This window comes from Herbidospora galbida, assembly GCF_005233835.1.
GTDB lineage: Bacteria > Actinomycetota > Actinomycetes > Streptosporangiales > Streptosporangiaceae > Herbidospora > Herbidospora galbida.
This window is the reverse complement of record NZ_SZQA01000056.1, coordinates 1-19,369: the sequence shown is the minus strand read 5'-3', so window position 1 is coordinate 19,369 and position 19,369 is coordinate 1. Positions and strand designations below refer to the sequence as shown.

Here is a 19,369-nt window from a genome sequence, read left to right as displayed (position 1 = left end):
AGAGGTGGTGGCGGGGCCGGCCCGCTACCGACACCTTCGACCTCCCGTCCGGCGAGTGGTCATTGGTCACCAGGCCTTGACCACGAACTTCCCGGGTGGGGCCTTGATCTCCACCCGGGTGTCCCAGCGCTTGTAGAAGGTGGTCAGGTTTACGGTCTCGTTGGATTCCTTGATTCCGGCCAGGTCCCAGATGATCGAGGCGGTGAACCGCCGCGGCAGGTCGTCGGGACCGGCCCACAGACGCCAGGTGACGCGCCCGCCGACCGAATCAGGGTCGAGACTGAACCGCACGCCGGCCAGTGTGGTCGCGAAACCCGGCACGTCAACGAAGCCCGTGTACAGAGTCGTCGGCACTCCGTCCATCTCGCCGCCGGGCACGCCCGCGGAGGCGTCCGGCTCGATCAGGTCGAGGAAGGCCGGGTTGACGCCGCTGATGACGTCGGCCGCGTAGTGGAAGCCGCCGCCGTAAGTGCCGAAGTCCTTCCATTTCGCGGAGAGTGGTTTCCTCGAGAGCGAGGTGGCGCGCGTGTAGCTCCGCCGCCCGATCGTGACGATGCGGACGCGCGACGTCCCGAATCCGTCGTCGCCGATGTAGGTGACGTCGGAGCGGGCGATTCCCGAGCGATTGAACCGGAAGGCGCCCGCGCTGGTCTCCGTGCTCAGGATGTCGTACATCCTCTCGCGCGTCCTCGTCGAGAAGTGCACGCCGCCGTTCCCGGCGGAATGGCGCAGGACCGCCTGCCTGACGTCGCCGAAGTACGGATCCGCTTCGACCGGCGACGCCGAGAGGAGTAACGACGCCGCCACCGCGATCTTCAGTGCGACCATGCGCCGATTGTCGATCACCGAGATCTCGGCGCCGTCACAAGCGAGGCATTCCGCCTCTACGCCATGCGATCAACTGACAGCATTCAGTGAGATCTGAGGTGAGGGGGATGACGTGGATCCGATCATGCTCGCGGCCGCGACGGCTCTGGTCGGAGCGATGGCCACCGATGCCTGGCAGCACACTCGAGCCGCGATGGCCGACTGGGCGAGAAGAACACGGCGCGCCGAAGGCCTACCGGATGAACTGGACGAGGCGCGGGCTCGGCTGCTGCTGGCCCGCGAGCGAGGGGACACGGCGGCCGAGAGTGCCCTGTGCCGCGAATGGGCGCTGCGGCTGGAACCGCTCGTGGACGACCCCGCGGACCTGATCCGGCTGCTGGAACGGCCGGTCGTCATCAACGCCACCGCCCGGGACGACGCACGCCAGTTCATCGCGGGACGGGACATGCACGTCACCGGCCAATGACCGACGTCCACGCCCGTGCCCAGGACCAGGCCCAGGTCCACATCGCCGCCCGCGACCTGTACGTCGGCCGTCCGGCGGCTCCGGTCCGCCATGGCCTGCCCCGCGACGTGGCCGCCTTCACCGGCCGTGACGACGAACTCCGTCGCCTGCTCACGGGAACCGCCGCCGTCCGCGCCATCGACGGCATGCCCGGCGTCGGCAAGACCGCCCTGGTCACCCACGCCGCGCACCTGCTCTCCGATGCCTTCCCCGACGGGCAACTCTTCATCCGCCTGCACGCCCACCTCCCCGGCACGCCCCCCGCCGAACCAGGCGAGATCCTCTCCGACCTCCTCATCTCGGCCGGTCTGGCACCAGAGGAGATCCCAGCCGGCCTGGACGCCCGGGCCCGCGCGTGGCGGGACCGGCTGGCGGGCAGGCGCGTGCTGCTGGTCCTGGACGATGCCGACGGCCAGGCCCAGATCGAACCGCTGATCCCCGGCGACGGCCACTGTCTGGTCCTGATCACGAGCCGCCGACGGCTGCTCGCCTTCGACGGCGCCGAACCGCTGACTCTCGACCCGCTCCCCCCCGGCCAGGCCGGCGAACTGTTCCTCCGGTTGAGCCGACGCGCCCCGGGACACGCCGAGCCGGCGGCCGTCGCCGACCTGGTGGCCCGCTGCGGCCACCTGCCGCTGGCCATCGGACTGCTGGCGGGCCGCCTCGCCCACCAGCCCGCCTGGTCCATCACCCGGTACGCCGAACACTTCACCGCGGCCGTCGACCAGCTCGACCGGCTCGCCGCCGGAGATCGCGCGGTGGCCGCCGCCTTCGATCTGTCCTACCGGAACCTGCCAGCCCCACGGCGGCGACTGTTCCGCCTACTGGGCCTGCACCCTGGCGCCGACATCGACCCGAGCGCCGCCGCCGCTCTGGCCGGGATCACGTCCGGCCAGGCCGAGCGGGAACTCGCCGCCCTCTATGTGGAGCACCTCGTCGAGGAACCCGTACCGGGCCGCTATCGCCTGCACGACCTGACCCGCGCCTACGCGCGCTCCCGCGCCACCACCGCCGAAACCGGCGAGGCCATCGCCCGGCTGCTCGACCACTACCAGCGCGGCACGCAAGCCGCCGACCGGCATCTGACCGTCGGCCCAGGCAGCGACCCCGCCGCCCGTGCCGCGGCGCTGGCCTGGCTGCGGACCGAGCGTGGCAACCTGCTGGCCTGCGCTGAGTACGCCATCAAGCACTCACTGGCCGAGCGGGTGACCGCTCTGTCGGCCGCGCTCGCCGCGTTCTTGGCGTTGGATGGGCTCTGGCGGCAGGCCGCCATCCTTCATCAGCACGCCGTGAGCGCCGCCACCGATGACCGGGAACGTGCGAATGCATCCGTCGACCTCGCCCGCATGCGACGGCGGCTCGGCGACTACCACCCCGCCACCGTCCTGCTGGAAGAGGCCCGGCGGCTGTACGAGCGGCACGGAGACCGGCCGGGCATGGCCAACGCCCTGACCGAACTGGGTCTGGCTCGCTACTTCGCGTGTGACTACCGGGCGTCGGCCGCCGTTCATGAACGGGTCGCCGCGATCTCCCGGGAGCTCGGCGACCCGCTGCGCGAGGCCAAGGCGCTGGTCGCGTGCTGTGGTGCGCTCCAGATGACCGGAGAGTACCGCCGCGCCGGGAAACTCCTCGAAGCGGCCTTGACGATGCTGCGTGGCTCGGGAGACCACCAGGGAATGGCCGCAGCGCACTACCAGCTCGGCAACATCCTGTATCTGACCGGCCGATATCCGGCAGCGGCCCAACGATGGGAACAAGCTCGCAACCGCTACGCGGACCTGGGCGAGCGCAGCCGGGCAGCCGCCCTGAGCTGGGAGCTGGCCCGAGTCCGCTACCGGACCGGCGACTACCACGCAGCGGAGGACCTGCTGCACCACGCACTTTCCCAAGCCGAGACCACCGGCCAACGCTTAGCCCAGGCCAACGCGCTCAACGTCCTCGGACGCGTCCGGGAGGCAACCGGACAGGCCGCCGCCCACCTCCACGAACGCGCCCGCGACCTCTACCGAAGCATCTACGACCGCCTCGGCGAAGCCGACTGCGACCGCGACCTCGGCCGCCTGCACCGCAACGCAGGCGACCTCGACACCGCCCTGCGACTACACGAACGCGCCTTGACCGCCTACCGGTCCATCGACCATCCCGCTGGCCGGGCCAGTGCGCTGACCGAACTCGGCCACGACCGACACCTCTTGGGCGAGCACCAGATCGCCGCCGACCTGCTCACCCAGGCACTCACGATCTGCCGGCAACTGCCCAACCCCGTCGGCCAGGCCGAGACATTGCGCCTCTTGGGCCGGGTGCGGCAGACAACCCGGCAGCCGGGAGCGGACGCATTTTTCGAAGAAGCACAGGCTCTCTTCCAACGGCTTGGGACGCCACGCGAACAGCGGATTCTTCCCTGACTTGGGAGGCTCCGTGCCTGATAGCGACCTCGTTGCCGAGGTCGGGAGTGGTGTGAAGCGTTGTTCGCCGCCCAGCCGTACCGAACGTTACGGGAGCCTTCGCCGACGGCCGCCAGCCGTCGCCGAGCAGCTCGGCAAGGCGGCGATGACGGGGAGGAAGGCGCGCAGTAGGGGCACCGGCCGGTGTACCTGCCTCAGCGTGGGATCTCTGTGCCGTCACCTGCGGTCGGGCGGCCGGGGCCGATACCTGCCCCGGCGCGGGTGTCCTCGGGTTGTCTCCCGGGTGGCCGCCCTGATGTCTCTGGCTGCCGCTACGCGCTGCTCGTTGGCCAGCAGCGGGTCGGCGGCCATGGCCTGCAACGCTTCCTGTCCCCGATCGTCGCCGTGTGTCATCAGGACTCGGGCGGCCCGTCGGCGGTGAAGCGCGTCGGTCGCCGGATCGGTGGCGAAGCCGGCCAGAAGGTCGCGGCCTGCGGCCTCACCCGAATCGGCTAATGCCTGCGCCGCGGGGATGCGGTCGTCCCAGCTGAGCCGCTCATCGGCGGCCATGGCGGTGAGCGCCGTCTCGCCGCGGGGGTCTGCGATGCTCACAAGGTCATTCGCCGCCCGAATACGGAGATAGGCCGGCACCCGCTCGTCGACGGCCAGGGCGGCCGTCACCGCCGTGCCGCGGACATCGCCCAGCCGGGTCAGTAAGGCGGCGGCGGGGACGCGCATGCTCGGGTCGTGGCTCGGCCCGAGGGCGAGCGCGCCCAGGAGGCCGGCGGCACGCTCGTCTCCAAGCTCCATCAACGCCGTGGCCGCCGCAAGTCGCAATCCCTCGTTTGTCCCCCATCCGGAGTACGGGGCGGTGCCGTCGGCCATGGCCACCAGGACCTGAGCGCCTCGCGGGTCTCCGGCGGTGACGACGGCGCGCGCCGCCGCCACCCGTACCGTGTCGTCCGGGTCGGTGGACTCGGCCAGTGACATCAGCGTGTCGATTCCGCGCAGCCGGTCGAATTTGATCAGGGTTGTCGCCGCCTGGAGACGGAAGGTTCCCTCGGGTGTGTTGTCCGGTCCGCTCTCGTATGGGTCGGCGTCGCTCAGGTTTTGGTCGGCGGTCAGCGCGGCCAGGACGTCGCCCGCGCGCGGGTCGCCGAGTTCGACGAGGTGCCGGGCCGCCAAGATCCGATCTTGGGTCTCAGCCAGTGAGGTGTCGGCAACCAGCGCCGCCAGCAGGTCCATGCCGCGTGGGTCTCCCTGCTCGGCCAGTCGTCGCGCCAGGTTCACCCGCTCAGTGCCGTGGTTCGTCCTGTGGCTGGGCTGCCCAGCTAGCAGTTCGGCGGCGCGGATGTCACCGAGCGCGGCCAGCTGTTCGGCCGCCCAGCGCCGGTTGAACGGCGTGGACTTCCGATCGGCGGCCGCTGCGGCCAGCCGGTTGCCCGCCTTCTTGCGGACCTTCGCCGACAGCGGTATTCCTTGAGCGGCCAGCTCGGCGATGATCTCCGGGCCGCCGAGCAGCCGTGAGCGCGCCATGGGCCAGCGTGCGCCCGAGGCCAGCAGGAGCAGCGCGCGCTCCACATCCTCGCGCCCATGCAGCGCCGCGCACACGAAGGCGGTCATCGAGTCGAGGAACGGCGCCCTGGGCAGGTCCCGGACGGCCTGGGCGGCGAGTTCGGCGTCCTCGCGCAGGTGCCGGGCGGTCAGGTAGTCGCCGAGCGTCTGGTGCAGGAAGTCGACGTCACCGCCCGCCTCGACCAGGACACCGGTCCGCCGAAGGAGGCCCTCGGCCAGGGCGCTCCACCGGGCGGGCGGCACGTGGGTGGGGCGCGCGGAGTTCGCCCGCTCCAGCAGCGCGGCCGCCGCCGGGCGTGCCCCGCCGGAGCGCCGGGTCCAGGCCAGCCATGGGAGCAGCTCGAACAGCTCCAGGTGCAGTGCCATCCCCGCGTCCACGGCGGCTGGGCCGTACCTGTCCATGGCCGTGCGCAGCTGTTCCATCACGCCGCCCGCACCGGGTGTGTATTGGCGGTCGCGCAGCAGCGCCACGAACTCCTCGTAGATGCCGTACAGCCCCGAGGGCGCTGGGCGGTCGGGGTTGTGGGCGTACAGCTGGCACAGCATGGTGGCCATCAGCGGAACGCGAGACAGCTCGCGTAGCGGCGCTCGTTGCACCCGCTCGGCGAACCGTACAGCCGCGTCCCCAGGGTCGGGTACGCCCAGGACACCGAACCAGCTCCGGGCGAAGGCCGACAATTGGCCGGGGTCGAAGGGCAGCAGGTCATACCGCAGGCCTTCGCTGAAGTCGGCGAGCTCCTCCTCCGGCAGCGGCCGCGTGGCCACAAGGAATCGGTACGGCGGCTCCGGAACCGCCGCCCGCACGCCGGCGATCTTCGCCAGGACCGCACGCCGCCCGGCCGGGTCGGCGATCTCATCTAAGCCGTCGACGAGGACCAGCCACCGCACGCCCAGCATCGGCGGCTGCCGGAACAAGCCCGCCTCGATCTCGACCGTCAGCCCCGCCGGTCCCAGCGCCGCCTCCACCGACCGGGCCAGCGCCCGCGGCAGCGGGTCAGTCCCGGCCAGGTCGGCGGCGGACACCAAAACGGGCATGGCGGTCGCGCCGTCCCTGGCCGCCAGGTCGGCCAGCCCCGTGCGCAGCAGGCTCGACTTTCCCGCGCCGGGACCGCCGACCAGCAGGCAATCGCCGTCCTGGTCGAAGATCTCCTCGGCGGGCAGCCGCGACCCGAACTCGCCCGACGCCCGCGCCCGCTGCCGGATGTAGACCTCCGCGAGCGGCGGACGGCCGGACCCGGGGACGACGCCGGGAAAGGGATGCTCAGCAGCCGCGCGAATCGCAACGTCGAGATAGGCGCGCAGCCGCGGCGGATCATTGACCGCTTGCCACGGCCCGCCCACGGGACCGCGGTCCGGGGATGGTCCCGCATGGGGTTCCGTTTCAGGCAGCCGATCGACCAACTGAGCCAGTTGCCGGCGGGACTCCAGCAGCAGCTCGAGCATCATCTGCTGCTCGGCGCGACCAGAGCGATGCCGAGCCTCCTGCCGCGCAAGGCTCTGCCGGACCTGCGTGACCGCGTGTTCCAGGTCGTGCATGAGCGGGCCCAGCCCCGCCACCTGGCCGCCGAGCCCGGCGAACCCTGCCATCAATTCGCGCAGGAGCTCATGCTGACCGGCGGAGACGACCTCACCGATCACCACGGCGGTCGCGTCGACCCGTTCCAGGATCAGCGCCAGCGTAACGGCCAGTGCCTCGGCCTGCTGATTCTGGGCAGCCAGCACCCGCTCGAACCGCTCGGCGAGCTCGATGCGCACCTGCTCGGCGAAGGCCGTATCACTCGCGCGGTCAGCCGTCTCCGGCTCGGTGGCGCCATCGGGGCCGGTCTCGGTTCCGGGCCCTGCCGGGGCAGTGCCGGTCGAGGGGCGTCTGCGGGTGCGGGTGCGGGCGGCATCCAGGGAGTCGCTGATCAAGGTGGCCAGCACGTTGGCTCCGAGCGAGCCCGCCACGTTCAGCCCGGCCACCACTGCCACCAGACCCGGCTCGGCGACCGCGATCGGGAGCAGCGCACTGGCGGACAGCCCGACCAGCATCGCCCGCGGGCTCGCCCACGCCACACCCCGCGCCGCAGCGTCACGGATCCAACGGCGCGCACCGTCCTGGGCGGCCGCGATCTGCCGGTCGGTCGCGGCCTCGGAGCCGGGCGGCGGCAACGACGACTCGACCCCGTCTGGTCGGCTCACCCGCCCACTCCCGCTGTCCGTCCTGCTGTTCACGTCCGCTCTGGAGCCCATCGGGCGTCTCGCCGTGACGGCACGCCTGTGGGTCTATCGGTTTGCGGTGGGCGATCGTAACCAAACGTGGGAGGGAAGCGGTGGCCGCCTCGTCCTCGTATGAAGAGCAAGCGGCTCGTCGGGAAGCTCTGAGGGCGCAACGTGGGGAGTCCTGGGCGTTGCCGAGCAAGATCATTTGCTAGTGCCAATGTCTCGATGACGCACCCAGCCTGTGGCTACGGAGTGCCATCTGACAATGTGCAGGTCACAGCGTCGGCCACTGTCATCTTTGGCGGCGCCAGACAAGTTGTCTGGGAGCGGTCTACCTGATAGCGCGCAACTGCATCTGATAGCCAGTTGATACCGGCGCTGAGGTAGTTGATAGCGTAGCCCGCTCCTGCGGGCCTGGACAGTGACGTCTTCATGAGTCCGGCCTGCTACGCCCGTGCTCGCGAATGGGTCCGAAGGCCTTCGCCGCCGCGGCCACGGGTCGGCGCCGCCACGCTGCGAGGACCTGATGCCCTCTTCGCCGCGGCCGACTTTCGGATCGCGGCATAGCGAACCAGCCTCGCGACCGGCGCTCTGTTATGAGCTCGCGGTATGAGGACGGTCCGGTGACGACGACCCCACACAGCCGGGCGGACGGCTGAAATGGAGCCATGCCGTTACCGCGCCCATTTGGCCGTCGCGCTTCTCGGGCTTCTGCTGTTCCCGCGGCTGTTCCACCACCTGTACTGCGGACTGCGCGTGCGGCGGCCTGGTGGATCACCCTCGCGGTGCTCCTGGTCGGCGGCGCGGTGGGTGGCACCCTGTGGTGGCTACTGGCCGATCTGGCCGCTCAAGCACCTTCGATTCCCGCTCCGGCGGGGCAACCTGTGGCAGGTGGTGCCCGCGGTGAGATGCTGCGCACCGCCCTGGCCGCCGGCGCGGCCGTGGGCGCGGGCATCACCCTGACCCTGGCGTTCCGCCGCCAGCACCATCAGGAGATCAGCACCGCGCACACCACCCACGACGCCACCGAACGCCGCGTCACCGACTGGGGGTGCGGGGGCGCGGTGCGTGCTGGAGGCCAACAGGCAGGGACGAGCAGGCGAACATTTCGGACGAACTTGAATGTTAGTTATGTTGCCAGTAAAAATGTCTCATTCTGTCCGCTTGCCTCCCGATTGTAGACGTAAGTGCCCATATTAGTAAGATTCCGTCGTCCACGGTTGATCGCGGCCGCTCTCGCCGTATTTGTACCCGTGTCCCTGACGGTCGCGCCCGCGTTCGCCGAACCTTCGCTCACATCCGCAGGATCCCCACCAGCAGCCGCCTCCGACCCGGCCCTCAAGAGCGCCTGGGAGCGTGCGGGCCGGACCAGGCAGCGCGTGGAGGTTCCCGAACAGTTCACCGAGACCATGAAGGTGTGGGCCTCGCCGGACGGGAAAACCCTCCAGGCTGAAGTCCATCCCGGGCCGATTCAGCTGAAAGATCCGAAAACCGGCTCTTGGCAGCCGATCGACACCAAGATCGTCGAAGAGGGCGGCGCTCTGCGAGCTGCCCGGACCAAGCTCCCAGTCGTATTCGGCGGCGCCAGCGGCAGATCGCTCGTATCAGCAAGCGGCGTGCACGGAACCAGCGGATTCGGCTGGGGGAAGAGTCTTCCCCGCCCCCTGGTCGAGGGTGACCGAGCGACCTACCCCAACGCTGTAGCACCTGGCGTCGATCTCGTCGCCACAGCGCAGGCCAACGGCTTCACCCAGAGCGTGGTGATCCGCGAACGGCCTTCCGCGCCCCTGATCGTCAAACTCCCGCTCACCGTGCCCCGGGGCATGAAGTACGGCAAAGCCAAGACCGGCGCACCCCAGTTGCTGGCGGGCGACGGCCTCCCCGCAACCACCGACATCGTTGTCCACGCCGTCGACGCAGCGGCCGAGCGCGCCCCCGACAGCGGTCGTAGCGCCAAGGTGGACACCAGCGTCGAGACTGCGGACGGTACGCCCACCCTGGTGCTGAAGCCCGATCCGGCGTTCCTCGCCGACCCGTCCCTGACTTACCCGGTGACGATGAGCGCCGCTGGCGAGATTGTGGGGGCAGGGCTTGAGAACGACGCGTGGGTGAGCAAGAACGAGCCGTACAACAACCATCTGACGGACACCTGGCTGCGCGCCGGAACCACCAAGACCAGCGCCGACATCGCCCGCGTCTACCTGCGTTACATTGTCTCCAAGCCGCTGGCCGGGGCCACAATCCAGAACGCCGATCTCATCATCTGGAACTACAGGTCCGGCGCCGATCCCGCCCAGTATTCGAAGAACTGCGGCTCGGAGCTTAGCAACGGCATCGTGGCTCGTAAGCTGACCTCCGCGTGGGATGCCGGCACGTTGTCCTGGAACAACCAGCCGTCGTGGACGACCAGCGGGCAGGTCGGCAACAAGGGCGCCTACAGCGACACGGCCGGCTGCCCGGGTGGCGCCGAACTCTGGTACTCCATCGAGTCGATCGTGCAGGGCTGGGCGGACGGCGAGCCCGATCACGGCCTGGTGCTCATGGGCGCCTCGGAGACGGCGACCATCAACTGGCGCCAGTACCGCTCCAAGGAGGGCGGTGCCTGGGATCGCACAGTCCCTGACCACGCCCCCGTGCTGTTCATCGAGTACGTGCCTCCGGTGACCAACTACGTGAGCGTGTGGATGGGTTCCAACAAGATGCTGGATCACATGCCCACCTACGAGGAGGCGCTGGCCAACCAGATCACCGGCTACGAGGACGTTCCGGGCGTGGTCGGCCGGACAACCGAGGAGGTGAACGCGGCCAGCGCTCTCGACGACCCGTACGACGTCGAGAGTGACGCCCTGCAACCGTTGCCGGACGAGGACCTCACTCAGGAGCCGGAGCCTGCACCGTGGCCCACGGAGTCTGCCATCCCCACGCCTGAGGATGACTCGTCGCCACCGGCGGTCGGCTCGACCGACCCTGTCGCGGACGCCACCGGGGTGCCGGTCGACGCCCGGGTGGTCGCGCAGTTCACCGAGTCGGTGACGGACACACGCCTCACGCTCACCGCCCCAGACGGTGGCGAGGTCCTCGGGGAGCAGGTGATGGACGATGAAGGCCTGGTCGTCTTCACCCCCGCGCAGAACCTCCTCGGTGACACCGTCTATACCGCGACCGTCTCGGGGGCCAAAGACCTCCAGGGCAACCCCATGGCCGCGCCGCATACCTGGAGTTTCACCACCGGCGCACCGGACACGGCGCCGCCGACGGTCTTGGAGACCACACCCGCCCGTGACGCCACGGGAGTGTCCGCCGCCACGCCGATCGCGGCCGTCTTCAGCGAGCCCGTCTTCGACGCACAGGTGACAGTGCGGAGCGCGGCCGGCGAACCGGTCGCAGGCACCTCGGACACGGCGGAGGCGAACACGCTCACCTTCACCCCAGCCGCCCCGCTGGCACCGGAGACGACCTTCCTCGTCGAGATCGCCGGCGGCAAGGACTTCGCCGGCAACGTGATGACGGCCCACTCGTGGAACTTCACCACCGCCTCAGCCACTCCCGAACCCACCCCCACTCCGACGCCAACTCCGACGCCAACTCCGACGCCTCCCGCCGAGCACACCATCTCGCTTCCTCTCCAAGCCGACACCTGGCTCGACAACCAGGGGACGACGGGTTCCGGCGACGAGGTGCTCTGGGCGGGTGTCTACGGGCCGAGTTCCCTGCGCACCATTGAACGGTCCTACCTGACCTTCAATACCTCGGTGCTGGCGGGCAAGACGATCACCGACGCCAAATTGCGCCTGCGCAACGCCGAAGACGCGTCCTATGGGTGCGGCAACAGCCAGTCCGGCCTCAAGGTCCAGCAGGTCACCTCAACCTGGAACATCGGCTCGCTCCGCTGGAGCAACCAGCCGTCGGCCACCACCACCGGGGAAGCCGTGGCCAAGGACCCCAGCAGTTGCACCAACAACAACTTCCCGCCGAGTGGTGTCACCTGGACCTGGGCCGTCACCGACATCGTGCGGGCATGGGCTTCCGGTCAGGCCAACAACGGCCTGCTGCTGCGCAGCGTGAACGAGGCCGGCACGGCTCCGGAGTACGACCGGGGTTTCCACTCGTCGGAGATGAGCGACGACCCCGATCCGCAGCCGCCGGTCCTCCAGGTCACCTACACCGACGGCGGCGGCGGTTCCACCCCCACCCCCACCCCCACCCCCACGGGCGGTTCAGACACCACCCGGCCAACGATCGTCAAGGTCGAGCCAGCTGACGGCGCCAGCAACGTGTCATCCTCGGCTCGGATCAAGGTGACCTTCAGCGAACCAGTGACCAACGTGGGCTTCTCGCTGCTGGACATCTTCGGCGAGTCCGAGGTTTCGGGCACCGCGACGATGAGCGCGGGCAACACCGTGCTGACCTTCACTCCCGCATGGCCACTCGACTTCTTCTACTGGGCGACGGTCGAGGGAGCCCGCGACGCCGCGGGAAACACCTTGGCGGCACCCTACGAGTGGTCCTTCATGGTCGGCTCGATGTTCTTGCAAGGCCGAGCGGAAGCCGACGTCGCCGGACTGGACGACGTCGCACCGACGGTCGATAAGGCGTGGACCCGCACCACTAAGACAGGTGACATCGCGCGCACGCCGACGACGACACCGGATCTCATGGTCAAGGCCTCCGACCCGCTCAAGCGGCCCGCCACCGTCCAGGTGGAGATCGGGCACGACCCCACAAGCCCTGAGCAGGGCAAGGGCCTGATCTGGCAGGGCGCCACGCAGGACGTCCCCGCCGGATCTGTCGCAGTCGTGCGGGTGCCACGCGGCAAGCTCTTCCCCGGGTGGAAGACCCGCTGGCGAGCACGATCCACCGCAGGAGGCGAAACCGGCGCCTGGACCGGCTGGCAGTCCTTGTCCGTCGCACCGGCTGAAGCCCAGGCCAAAACGATGGCAGCGGCGACCACGACGGCCCAGTTCCCCTACGGATACCCCGACCTTCAAAGCGGCCACCCCACGACGGAGTGGTGCGAGAAGGAGCAGTTCAGGCTCGTGCCGAACCGCCCGAACGGGGCGGTCGGATACACCCGCCCGTACTTCTTCTGCTACAGCCAGTGGCTCATGCTCCCGATCTACAAGGAGACGATCGATCGATCCGGGAAGAAGACCACAACCGATGTCGGCCTCTTCCAGTTCTCGGCGACGAATGTGATCCACACCTACGTCGGCTACTCCGGGGGCACGGAAGCCATCCCCGATCATTTCGGGACCCCCTCCAACGGGACCGGGCCACGTGACATGAAGGCGTGGATCAAGATCAGCCAGCCGCTCTGGATGGACACCGACGGCGACATCATGACCAGCCCGCCGAACACCACCGTCAAAGCCGTCATCCCAGCCGCCCCATCCGCAGGGCGACCGGCCGGCGAATGTCAGGAGCTGAATCCGAAGACGGACGCCGCCCGGACGAGAACCATCGCGTCATGGAAGACCGATCCCTACGAGGAATTCGCCTTCCGGTCCGCCGGCGGAGCGGACCAAGACAAGACCGCCACCTGTAGTCTGCGCCCCTACATCAAGGTCGCTTCGGATATCGCGAAGTTTCCGATCAACACGGTGCCGCTGTACCAGCCGGAGATCACGCCCGACGTCTTCTGTGACACCAGCCCGGCGATCGGCCGATACAAGGGCGGCTGTCGCCTGAAGCACGCACGCATGATCTGGACGATCAAGCGAACGGATCCCTATATCGGGCAGGTCACGAAGCACATCTGGCAGGCCTTCTACCAGCCGGAGACGACCAGGCCGAAGGTCGACAACAAGGTCGTTCCCGGCAACGCGGACCTTCTGCCGCCGCGAAATGCCAAGCCGACGGACCCCCGCGCCTTCCCTCTGCACCGGGCCGCGCGCTACAAGAAGGGCACTCTACCGCCCAAATATATGGATGTGCCGTCCAAGAACGAAAACCGGAAGACCACCCTCTGCAATCTCTGGTGGACGGCGGCGGAGCGAGCCGGGGACACGCAATGCGATGAGTATCCGATGGCGACCACTCACGAAGGTGCCGCGTTCGCAGGTGACAATGTTTCGGTCAAACCGGTCGCCCGCCTGCACAACCGGGACCACGGAATCGCCCTGAACCTCTTCTACGAGAGATTCCGCATCCTCGATGGAGATCCGTTCTGGGTGCGAGTCAAATAAGTTCTGATTAACGTCCGGGCGGCCCCTCACCTGGGGGCCGCCCGTTCTCACCGAAATCGAGGTTGAGTGATCATGGTGGATGTACTCGACATGCTGGAGGATGTCGGGCTGTTCGAGCAGTTCTGCGGAACCTGGGTCCGGGGTGCGGCCCCTGACGTGGTCGCCGCCGCTTTCGAGGCCGAGGCAGCATCGAAGTCGACGCGCACGATGGCCGAACTCAACAACGACTTGTGGCAGCTGTCGCCGTACAGGCCGGTGCTACTGGCCGGATCGATCGGAGCGGACTGGACATTCATCGTCGAGCGGCAGAGCTGCCTGGGAGCCGACCTGGCTCGGCTGGTTCGGCTGTCGGACGAGGGCCGGCTGGCCTTCAACGTCAACTGGACGGTTAATCTCGCCGGTGACCTGATATTCGCCCGGGACGGCGTGATCGTCAGCCATTTGTCCCTCACCAACCCCTACCTCGACCGCAGCGGAAGCGCGCCCGACGAACTGGATCCGCTGCTGCGGCGCGCCGTATACGCCGGACCGCCCAACTTCAACAATCGGGTGGCCGCAGCGTTCGACCTGGCCGCGCGGCTGACCGGCACAACGCTCGGCCCGGAGTGGTTCGAGACTCGCCAGACCCAATACCTCGCACCTGAGCGACGCTAGAAACTGGCAGGTGTCGACGTGGTCTTCCTCTTGGACGTCAGCGTCGGCTCGGTGTGCCTTCCTCGTGAACTCGGCACATCTGGCACCAGGCTCCGGCCGGAAAAGCGACAAGGCCACGGCCCTGTGACGGTGCTGGGGCTCCTGCACAGGGGCGGGGGCTCACAGACCAAGAGCGCGATCCAGCCGGGCTTGGGCGTCGTCGGGCGACCAGGTCGTCGAACGCTGAGATCTCTGGGGCGATCAGCACCGGCCCGCAGCACGCCCTGGTCCAGGGCGTGGTCGATTTGGTCGGCCAGCCAGGGCGGTCCTGTCCGGCGACCCATGGGCCACATGCGCGGAAGTAACCGCCGGCCGGACCGTCGAGCGTCGCCGCCACAGTCATAACGGCTCCAGCAACGTCGGGACCACCAGCACGGCGCTGACCAACTGGGCCAGGTTCGCCGCTGTCTGCAAGCCGTCCTTACCGCTCAGCGCCCAGCCGATCAGTGCGAGCAACCCGGTCACGCACGCCACGCCGACCCGCCAGGTCAGGGCGTACCGCCACGGACCACCCCATCTCGCCATGACCAAACCCTGCGCCATCTCACCTCAGCACAACCGCTGGGGGAACAAACCATGACCAACCCGCATCGCTGGGTGCGTGTATGACTAACGACACCGTCGAACACGCGCGGCGGGCCTGCGCCGCCCAGGTGCGGGCTGTCGGATCGAACGTCGATCCACGGCGGTCGCTGCGCGGGAAACTTGTGGCGGCGGGCCCCAAGCTGCGCCCGGAAGGCCGCTCCGGTCGACCGCGCTACCTCGATATCCGTCTATTTGATAGTGCCCAGGTCAGCGAGGGGTGCCGCTATCAACTACTGCTGCGCCAGACAGCCGGTTGTCTGGCGCGCCTGTACCTGTCAGTGAAATGTCAGTACAGGGGTGCTAGTTGACAGTAGCCCGCCTTCACGGCTCTGACCAGGGGCGAGTCGGCACCTCACCGGTTGCTATGTAGCTGAAGGGCGCGCGGGCAGGGCGGCGGCGCGACCCGAGCCCGCTGCAGAGGTTACGAGGGCCTTCGCCGGTGGCTTCGGGCCATCGCCAGGCGCAGCTCAGCGAAGGCGGCGATGACCGAAAGGAAAGCGCGTAACAGGTCGACCAGAGCGGGGGAGCCGGGCGGCGGTTGCGTCCACGGAGGTGGTGTACGAGTTTGCGCTGGTAGCAGGCGTGGCGTCGTGAATGAAGACGGCCACCGCGTGATCCTTCGGGTAGCGATACCAAGATCGAAGGACGGAAACGATGGCCGTGAACGACAGTGTGGACCCCGCAGCCTGGCTGGCGCGCGAACTCCAGAGCAGTGACCCGGATCTGTTGCGATCCATGGTCAAAACGATGGCCGAGGCTTTGATGTCGGCTCAGGCCGACGCCGCCTGCGGAGCCGGATACGGGCAGGGCAGCGACGAACGCGTCAACGCCTGCAACGGCTACCGAACCTGCGAATGGGACACCCGGGCCGGCACGATCGAACTGGCCATCCCGAAACTGCGGCAGGGCTCCTACTTCCCCGACTGGTTGCTGGAACACCGCCGCCGCGCCGAACAGGCTCTGATCAGTGTGGTCGCCTCCAGCTACCTGCTCGGGGTCTCCACCTGCCGGGTGGACAAGCTCGTCCAGCAGCTCGGCATCACCGGAATCTCCAAGAGCCAGGTGTCGGAGATGTCCAAGACGTTGGACGCGCAGGTGGAGGAGTTCCGTACTCGTCGCCTGGACAGCGGCCCCTACACGTTCGTGTGGCTGGACGCTTTGACGCAGAAGGTCCGTGAGGGCGCCCGGGTCGTGAACGTCCACGTGCTGGTCTCCACCGCGGTCAACGCCAACGGCCAGCGGGAGATCCTCGGCCTGGAGGTCACCTCCCGCGAGGACGGCGCGGGCTGGCCGGCCTTCCTGCGCAGTCTGGCAGCTGGTCACCTCCGACGCGCATCCCAGGCTGGTGGACGCGGTCGGCGCCTGCCTGCCCGGCGCGGCCTGGCAGCGCTGCCGGACCCACTACCTGCGCAACCTGCTCACCACCGTCCCAAATACCCGGCCGCCTGCCGGCACCTGGACGAGGCGAAGGAGGGATCTGCCGGCCTTCGCCGCCTTCCCTGTCGAGGTCTGGCGGCAGATCTGGTCCAACAACCCGCAAGAGCGGCTGAACAAGGAGATCCGCCGCCTCACCGACGTGGTCGGCATCTTCCCCGACCGCGCCGCGATCATCCGCCTCATCGGCGCTGTCCTGGCCGAACAGACCGACGAATGGAGCGAGGTCCGCCGCTACATCGGCCTGGACATCCTCGCCAAAGCACGCCTGCGCGCTCTGCCCCGCGACAATCCGACCCCCGCCCAACTACCCGACACACTTACCGCTTAACCTGCACAAACAGGATCACGCGAAAGCCGATCTCTTACACCACTCCAATGGACGTGACCCGGGCGCCCGCGTGAAGATGAGGCCGAATCAAAGTCACGATGTCGCTGGTGGGCAGGGGTCTGATGCGATCCCTTCCGGATCCGAAGTGACAGCGGCCTTGGCCGGCGCGTCACCTCTCACTCTTCGGCGAAAGTTCCAAGGGAGGCCAGCAGTTCGGTGAGCTGGCGGTTGCTATGCGTCAGAAACTCGTGGAATACCGGGTTCTTGGCGGCCAGGCGACGTGCGGCTTCCACCTGTCGACGCGTCACGCTCAGGGCATCCTTCAAGCGCCCCGCAGCGCTCAGCGCCGCGCTCCCAGCAGGGCATCGATCCCGCCCACACCCGCCCCAACCCCAGCCTTTCACCGTGCGCACCACCGCCACACGCAGATCTTTTGCTCGGGCACGAAGACTCCATACCCCGGCACGCCGTCACCCAGGGTAGAGATCAAATCCTTAGCGTAAGCATAGATGGGATCTCTCCATGCCGTCATCGCCGCCGGCCGTAGTCGGCCCGGTCTCCACCTGCAGTCCAGCCGTACGAGTCATGGGACAGTTCTCGGGCTCTCGGGTACGGATCTATATCGGGAACGACCCCGACCCCATCGCCGACACCACGGTGGACTGGGCCGACACCTTCGTCGCCGTCGATCAGTCCCGGCTCGTGCCGGACCAGTTGCTCCGGGCCACCCAGCAGCGCCCTGGGGAGCCGGAGAGCCAGCGATCGGAAAGGGGGGAGATCGTCGAGAAGGCGTTCAACGGCAAGGTGGCCTTCTCCACGCCCTTCAGGTGTGCGCAAGCCCTCCATGTCCAGGGCTGCTGCCCGGGAGCCCAACTGGAGGTGGTGCAGGGTGGAGTGAGGCTCGGCCACGCCCAGTCCGCGACCGACGAGGTCACGATCACGTTTGACGCCGGCGAAGCGGTGATGCCCGGCACGAAGGTGGAAGTCCGTCAACGCATCTGCGGAGGTTCGGCCGCTGTGTCGACGCTGAGCGGCAATCCGGCCAACCCGCCCTGGGACAGCGACCACCAACTGCCCGCGCCGAGTCTCGTCGAGCCGCTGGAAGAATGCGTCGGGCTCGTCACGGTGACCGGGATCGTGCCGGGCGCCGTCCTGCGGCTACGCCGTGACGGTTGGACGGCGTTCGACTCCCCTGTGGCGCATCCCACCATGAGCATTCGCGTCCCCCCGCTGACACTCGGGGAGCACCTCGAAGCCGAGCAGGTCTTCCAGCTGTGTAAGTCACAAAGCCCGGTGGACACGGCCGAGGTGGTCAAGCTGCGGTCGCTTCTGCCGCCGCGGATCGACGGGCCGATGTGTAAGACCGAACAGAAGCTGACTCTCAGCAGGCTCAAGCCGTCGGCGACGGTCATATTGATGGCCGACGGCACCGAGATCGGCCGCTGGCAAGCGGGTGCCGCCAGCATGCCCGTGGACATCGCTTTCCCTGCCGGCGCGACGCTGACCGCGCGGCAGGAACTCTGCGGCATCGTCAGCCCGGTATCACGTGGCCACCAGGTGACCTTCAATGGCGGACGCTGGTTCCGAGTGGAGGACGGCAAAGGCAAGGACCTGCTGGCCAAGTCCTTCGCCATTCACGTCGCGCTGGCCAGCACCGGCAAGATCGTGATCTTCAGTGGTGACAAGCACAACAAGCCCACGGACCCGCAGGACATCAACCAGTGCGAGCTGTTCGACTGCGAGTCCCTGACCCTGCAGAAGATCGACGCCCCCACTTCGGATGTCTTCTGCTCGGGACACGCCTTCCTGTCCGATGGACGTCTGCTTGTCGCCGGTGGCACGGAGCGTTGGCCGGAGGACATCCCCTACCCGCACGAGAGTCATTTCGGCGGCCTGAGGGACGCGTGGACGTTCAACCCACGGCCTGGCGCGGGAAAGCCGCACTGGAAGCAGGCGGAACCCATGCGGGGTGGCGGCCGTTGGTACCCGACGCTGCTGACCCTTCACGACGGGATCGTTCTCGCGCTGTCCGGGCATCCGAATGAGTCCGACCTCGTCCGCCATCAGAACAACACGATGGAGGTATGGGTAGGCGGCGAGTGGACAGTACTGGGTGACACCGACGCCATCGACATCCGGCGCGAGACCACCACCGGTGCACCGCCGCTCGCCGGCTACCTCTACCCGCGCGTCTTCAGCGGCCCGCGCCGAGACGTGTTCAGCGCGACTCCTATCGCGTACGAAGCGACAGCCAAGTCCGACCAGCTGCCGCATGCGAGCGCGACCTGGCTGGGCCCCGACTCAGGCGTCACCTGGACGCGCAACTCCCGGCCCCCTGCGGGCATCCCCAGATGGGACGGCTATGACGGATTCCACCTGCCCGCCACCCTGCTGCCGCTGCTGGAAGAGGAGGGATTCCAGTTCCAGGTGCTGCTGGCCGGCGGCGCCGGCCTGACCTCTGGCTGGGTCATCGACCTCGGTACTCCAGCCGCGCCTGTCGCCCACCCGCAATGGGCCCAACTAGTGTCCTGAAGCGTTAATGCGTTGTCAGTGGGCAGCGATGTCCCATGCCGTTGCCGACAGCAGTGCCGATCGTGCTCACTGACAACGAACGAGAACAATTACTCGCCTGGTCCCGCCGACCATC

General features: G+C 68.3%; 10 protein-coding genes and 1 pseudogene. 7 read left to right on the top strand and 4 right to left on the bottom strand.

The window, feature by feature from the left end; translation table 11 throughout:
* Positions 1 to 66: 66 nt before the first annotated feature.
* Positions 67 to 828, bottom strand: a complete 762-nt coding sequence (locus tag FDA94_RS35550) for a hypothetical protein (RefSeq protein ID WP_137251428.1) — start codon at positions 826 to 828, stop codon at positions 67 to 69.
* 112 nt (positions 829 to 940) lie between these two features.
* Here FDA94_RS35550 and FDA94_RS35545 point away from each other — a divergent pair, with 112 nt between their 5' ends.
* A complete protein-coding gene (locus FDA94_RS35545) occupies positions 941 to 1,294 on the top strand; it encodes a hypothetical protein (RefSeq protein WP_212735649.1) in 354 nt (117 codons plus the stop codon).
* The gene (locus FDA94_RS35540) at positions 1,291 to 3,738 is read left to right on the top strand and encodes an ATP-binding protein (protein WP_137251427.1); all 2,448 of its coding nucleotides are present in this window, start codon (positions 1,291 to 1,293) and stop codon (positions 3,736 to 3,738) included. Before FDA94_RS35545 ends, FDA94_RS35540 begins: the two co-directional genes overlap by 4 nt.
* Before the next feature lie 216 nt (positions 3,739 to 3,954).
* On the opposite strand, the gene FDA94_RS35535 is transcribed toward FDA94_RS35540, so the two are convergent.
* Complete coding sequence (locus FDA94_RS35535) at positions 3,955 to 7,473, bottom strand: NACHT domain-containing protein (RefSeq protein WP_137251426.1); 3,519 nt, start codon at positions 7,471 to 7,473, stop codon at positions 3,955 to 3,957.
* Between the two features lie 806 nt (positions 7,474 to 8,279).
* Between FDA94_RS35535 and FDA94_RS35530 the strand changes: the two genes are divergently transcribed.
* From FDA94_RS35530 to FDA94_RS35520, 3 genes are all read left to right on the top strand, one after another.
* Positions 8,280 to 8,675 carry a hypothetical protein gene (locus FDA94_RS35530; RefSeq protein ID WP_137251425.1) on the top strand — a complete coding sequence of 132 codons (396 nt, stop codon included), beginning with the start codon at positions 8,280 to 8,282 and terminating at the stop codon, positions 8,673 to 8,675.
* Positions 8,676 to 8,747: 72 nt separating this feature from the next.
* On the top strand, positions 8,748 to 13,679 hold the full coding sequence (locus tag FDA94_RS41270; RefSeq protein WP_137251424.1) for an Ig-like domain-containing protein: 4,932 nt from the start codon (positions 8,748 to 8,750) through the stop codon (positions 13,677 to 13,679).
* Between the two features lie 72 nt (positions 13,680 to 13,751).
* Positions 13,752 to 14,333, top strand: coding sequence for a DUF6461 domain-containing protein (locus tag FDA94_RS35520; protein WP_137251423.1), 582 nt, complete (start codon positions 13,752 to 13,754; stop codon positions 14,331 to 14,333).
* 378 nt (positions 14,334 to 14,711) lie between these two features.
* Here FDA94_RS35520 and FDA94_RS35515 read toward each other — a convergent pair whose 3' ends face one another.
* Entirely contained in the window at positions 14,712 to 14,897 is a 186-nt protein-coding gene (locus tag FDA94_RS35515) for a hypothetical protein (protein ID WP_137251422.1), read from the bottom strand.
* Between the two features lie 714 nt (positions 14,898 to 15,611).
* Between FDA94_RS35515 and FDA94_RS35510 the strand changes: the two are divergent.
* Positions 15,612 to 16,722: pseudogene (locus tag FDA94_RS35510) on the top strand (IS256 family transposase).
* Between the two features lie 176 nt (positions 16,723 to 16,898).
* Here FDA94_RS35510 and FDA94_RS41265 read toward each other — a convergent pair.
* The gene (locus FDA94_RS41265; protein ID WP_281286683.1) at positions 16,899 to 17,030 is read right to left on the bottom strand and encodes a hypothetical protein; all 132 of its coding nucleotides are present in this window, start codon (positions 17,028 to 17,030) and stop codon (positions 16,899 to 16,901) included.
* A 277-nt stretch (positions 17,031 to 17,307) separates the two neighbouring features.
* On the opposite strand from FDA94_RS41265, the gene FDA94_RS35505 reads away from it, so the two are divergent.
* A complete protein-coding gene (locus tag FDA94_RS35505) occupies positions 17,308 to 19,254 on the top strand; it encodes a Kelch repeat-containing protein (RefSeq protein ID WP_137251421.1) in 1,947 nt (648 codons plus the stop codon).
* The last annotated feature ends 115 nt before the right edge of the window (positions 19,255 to 19,369 follow it).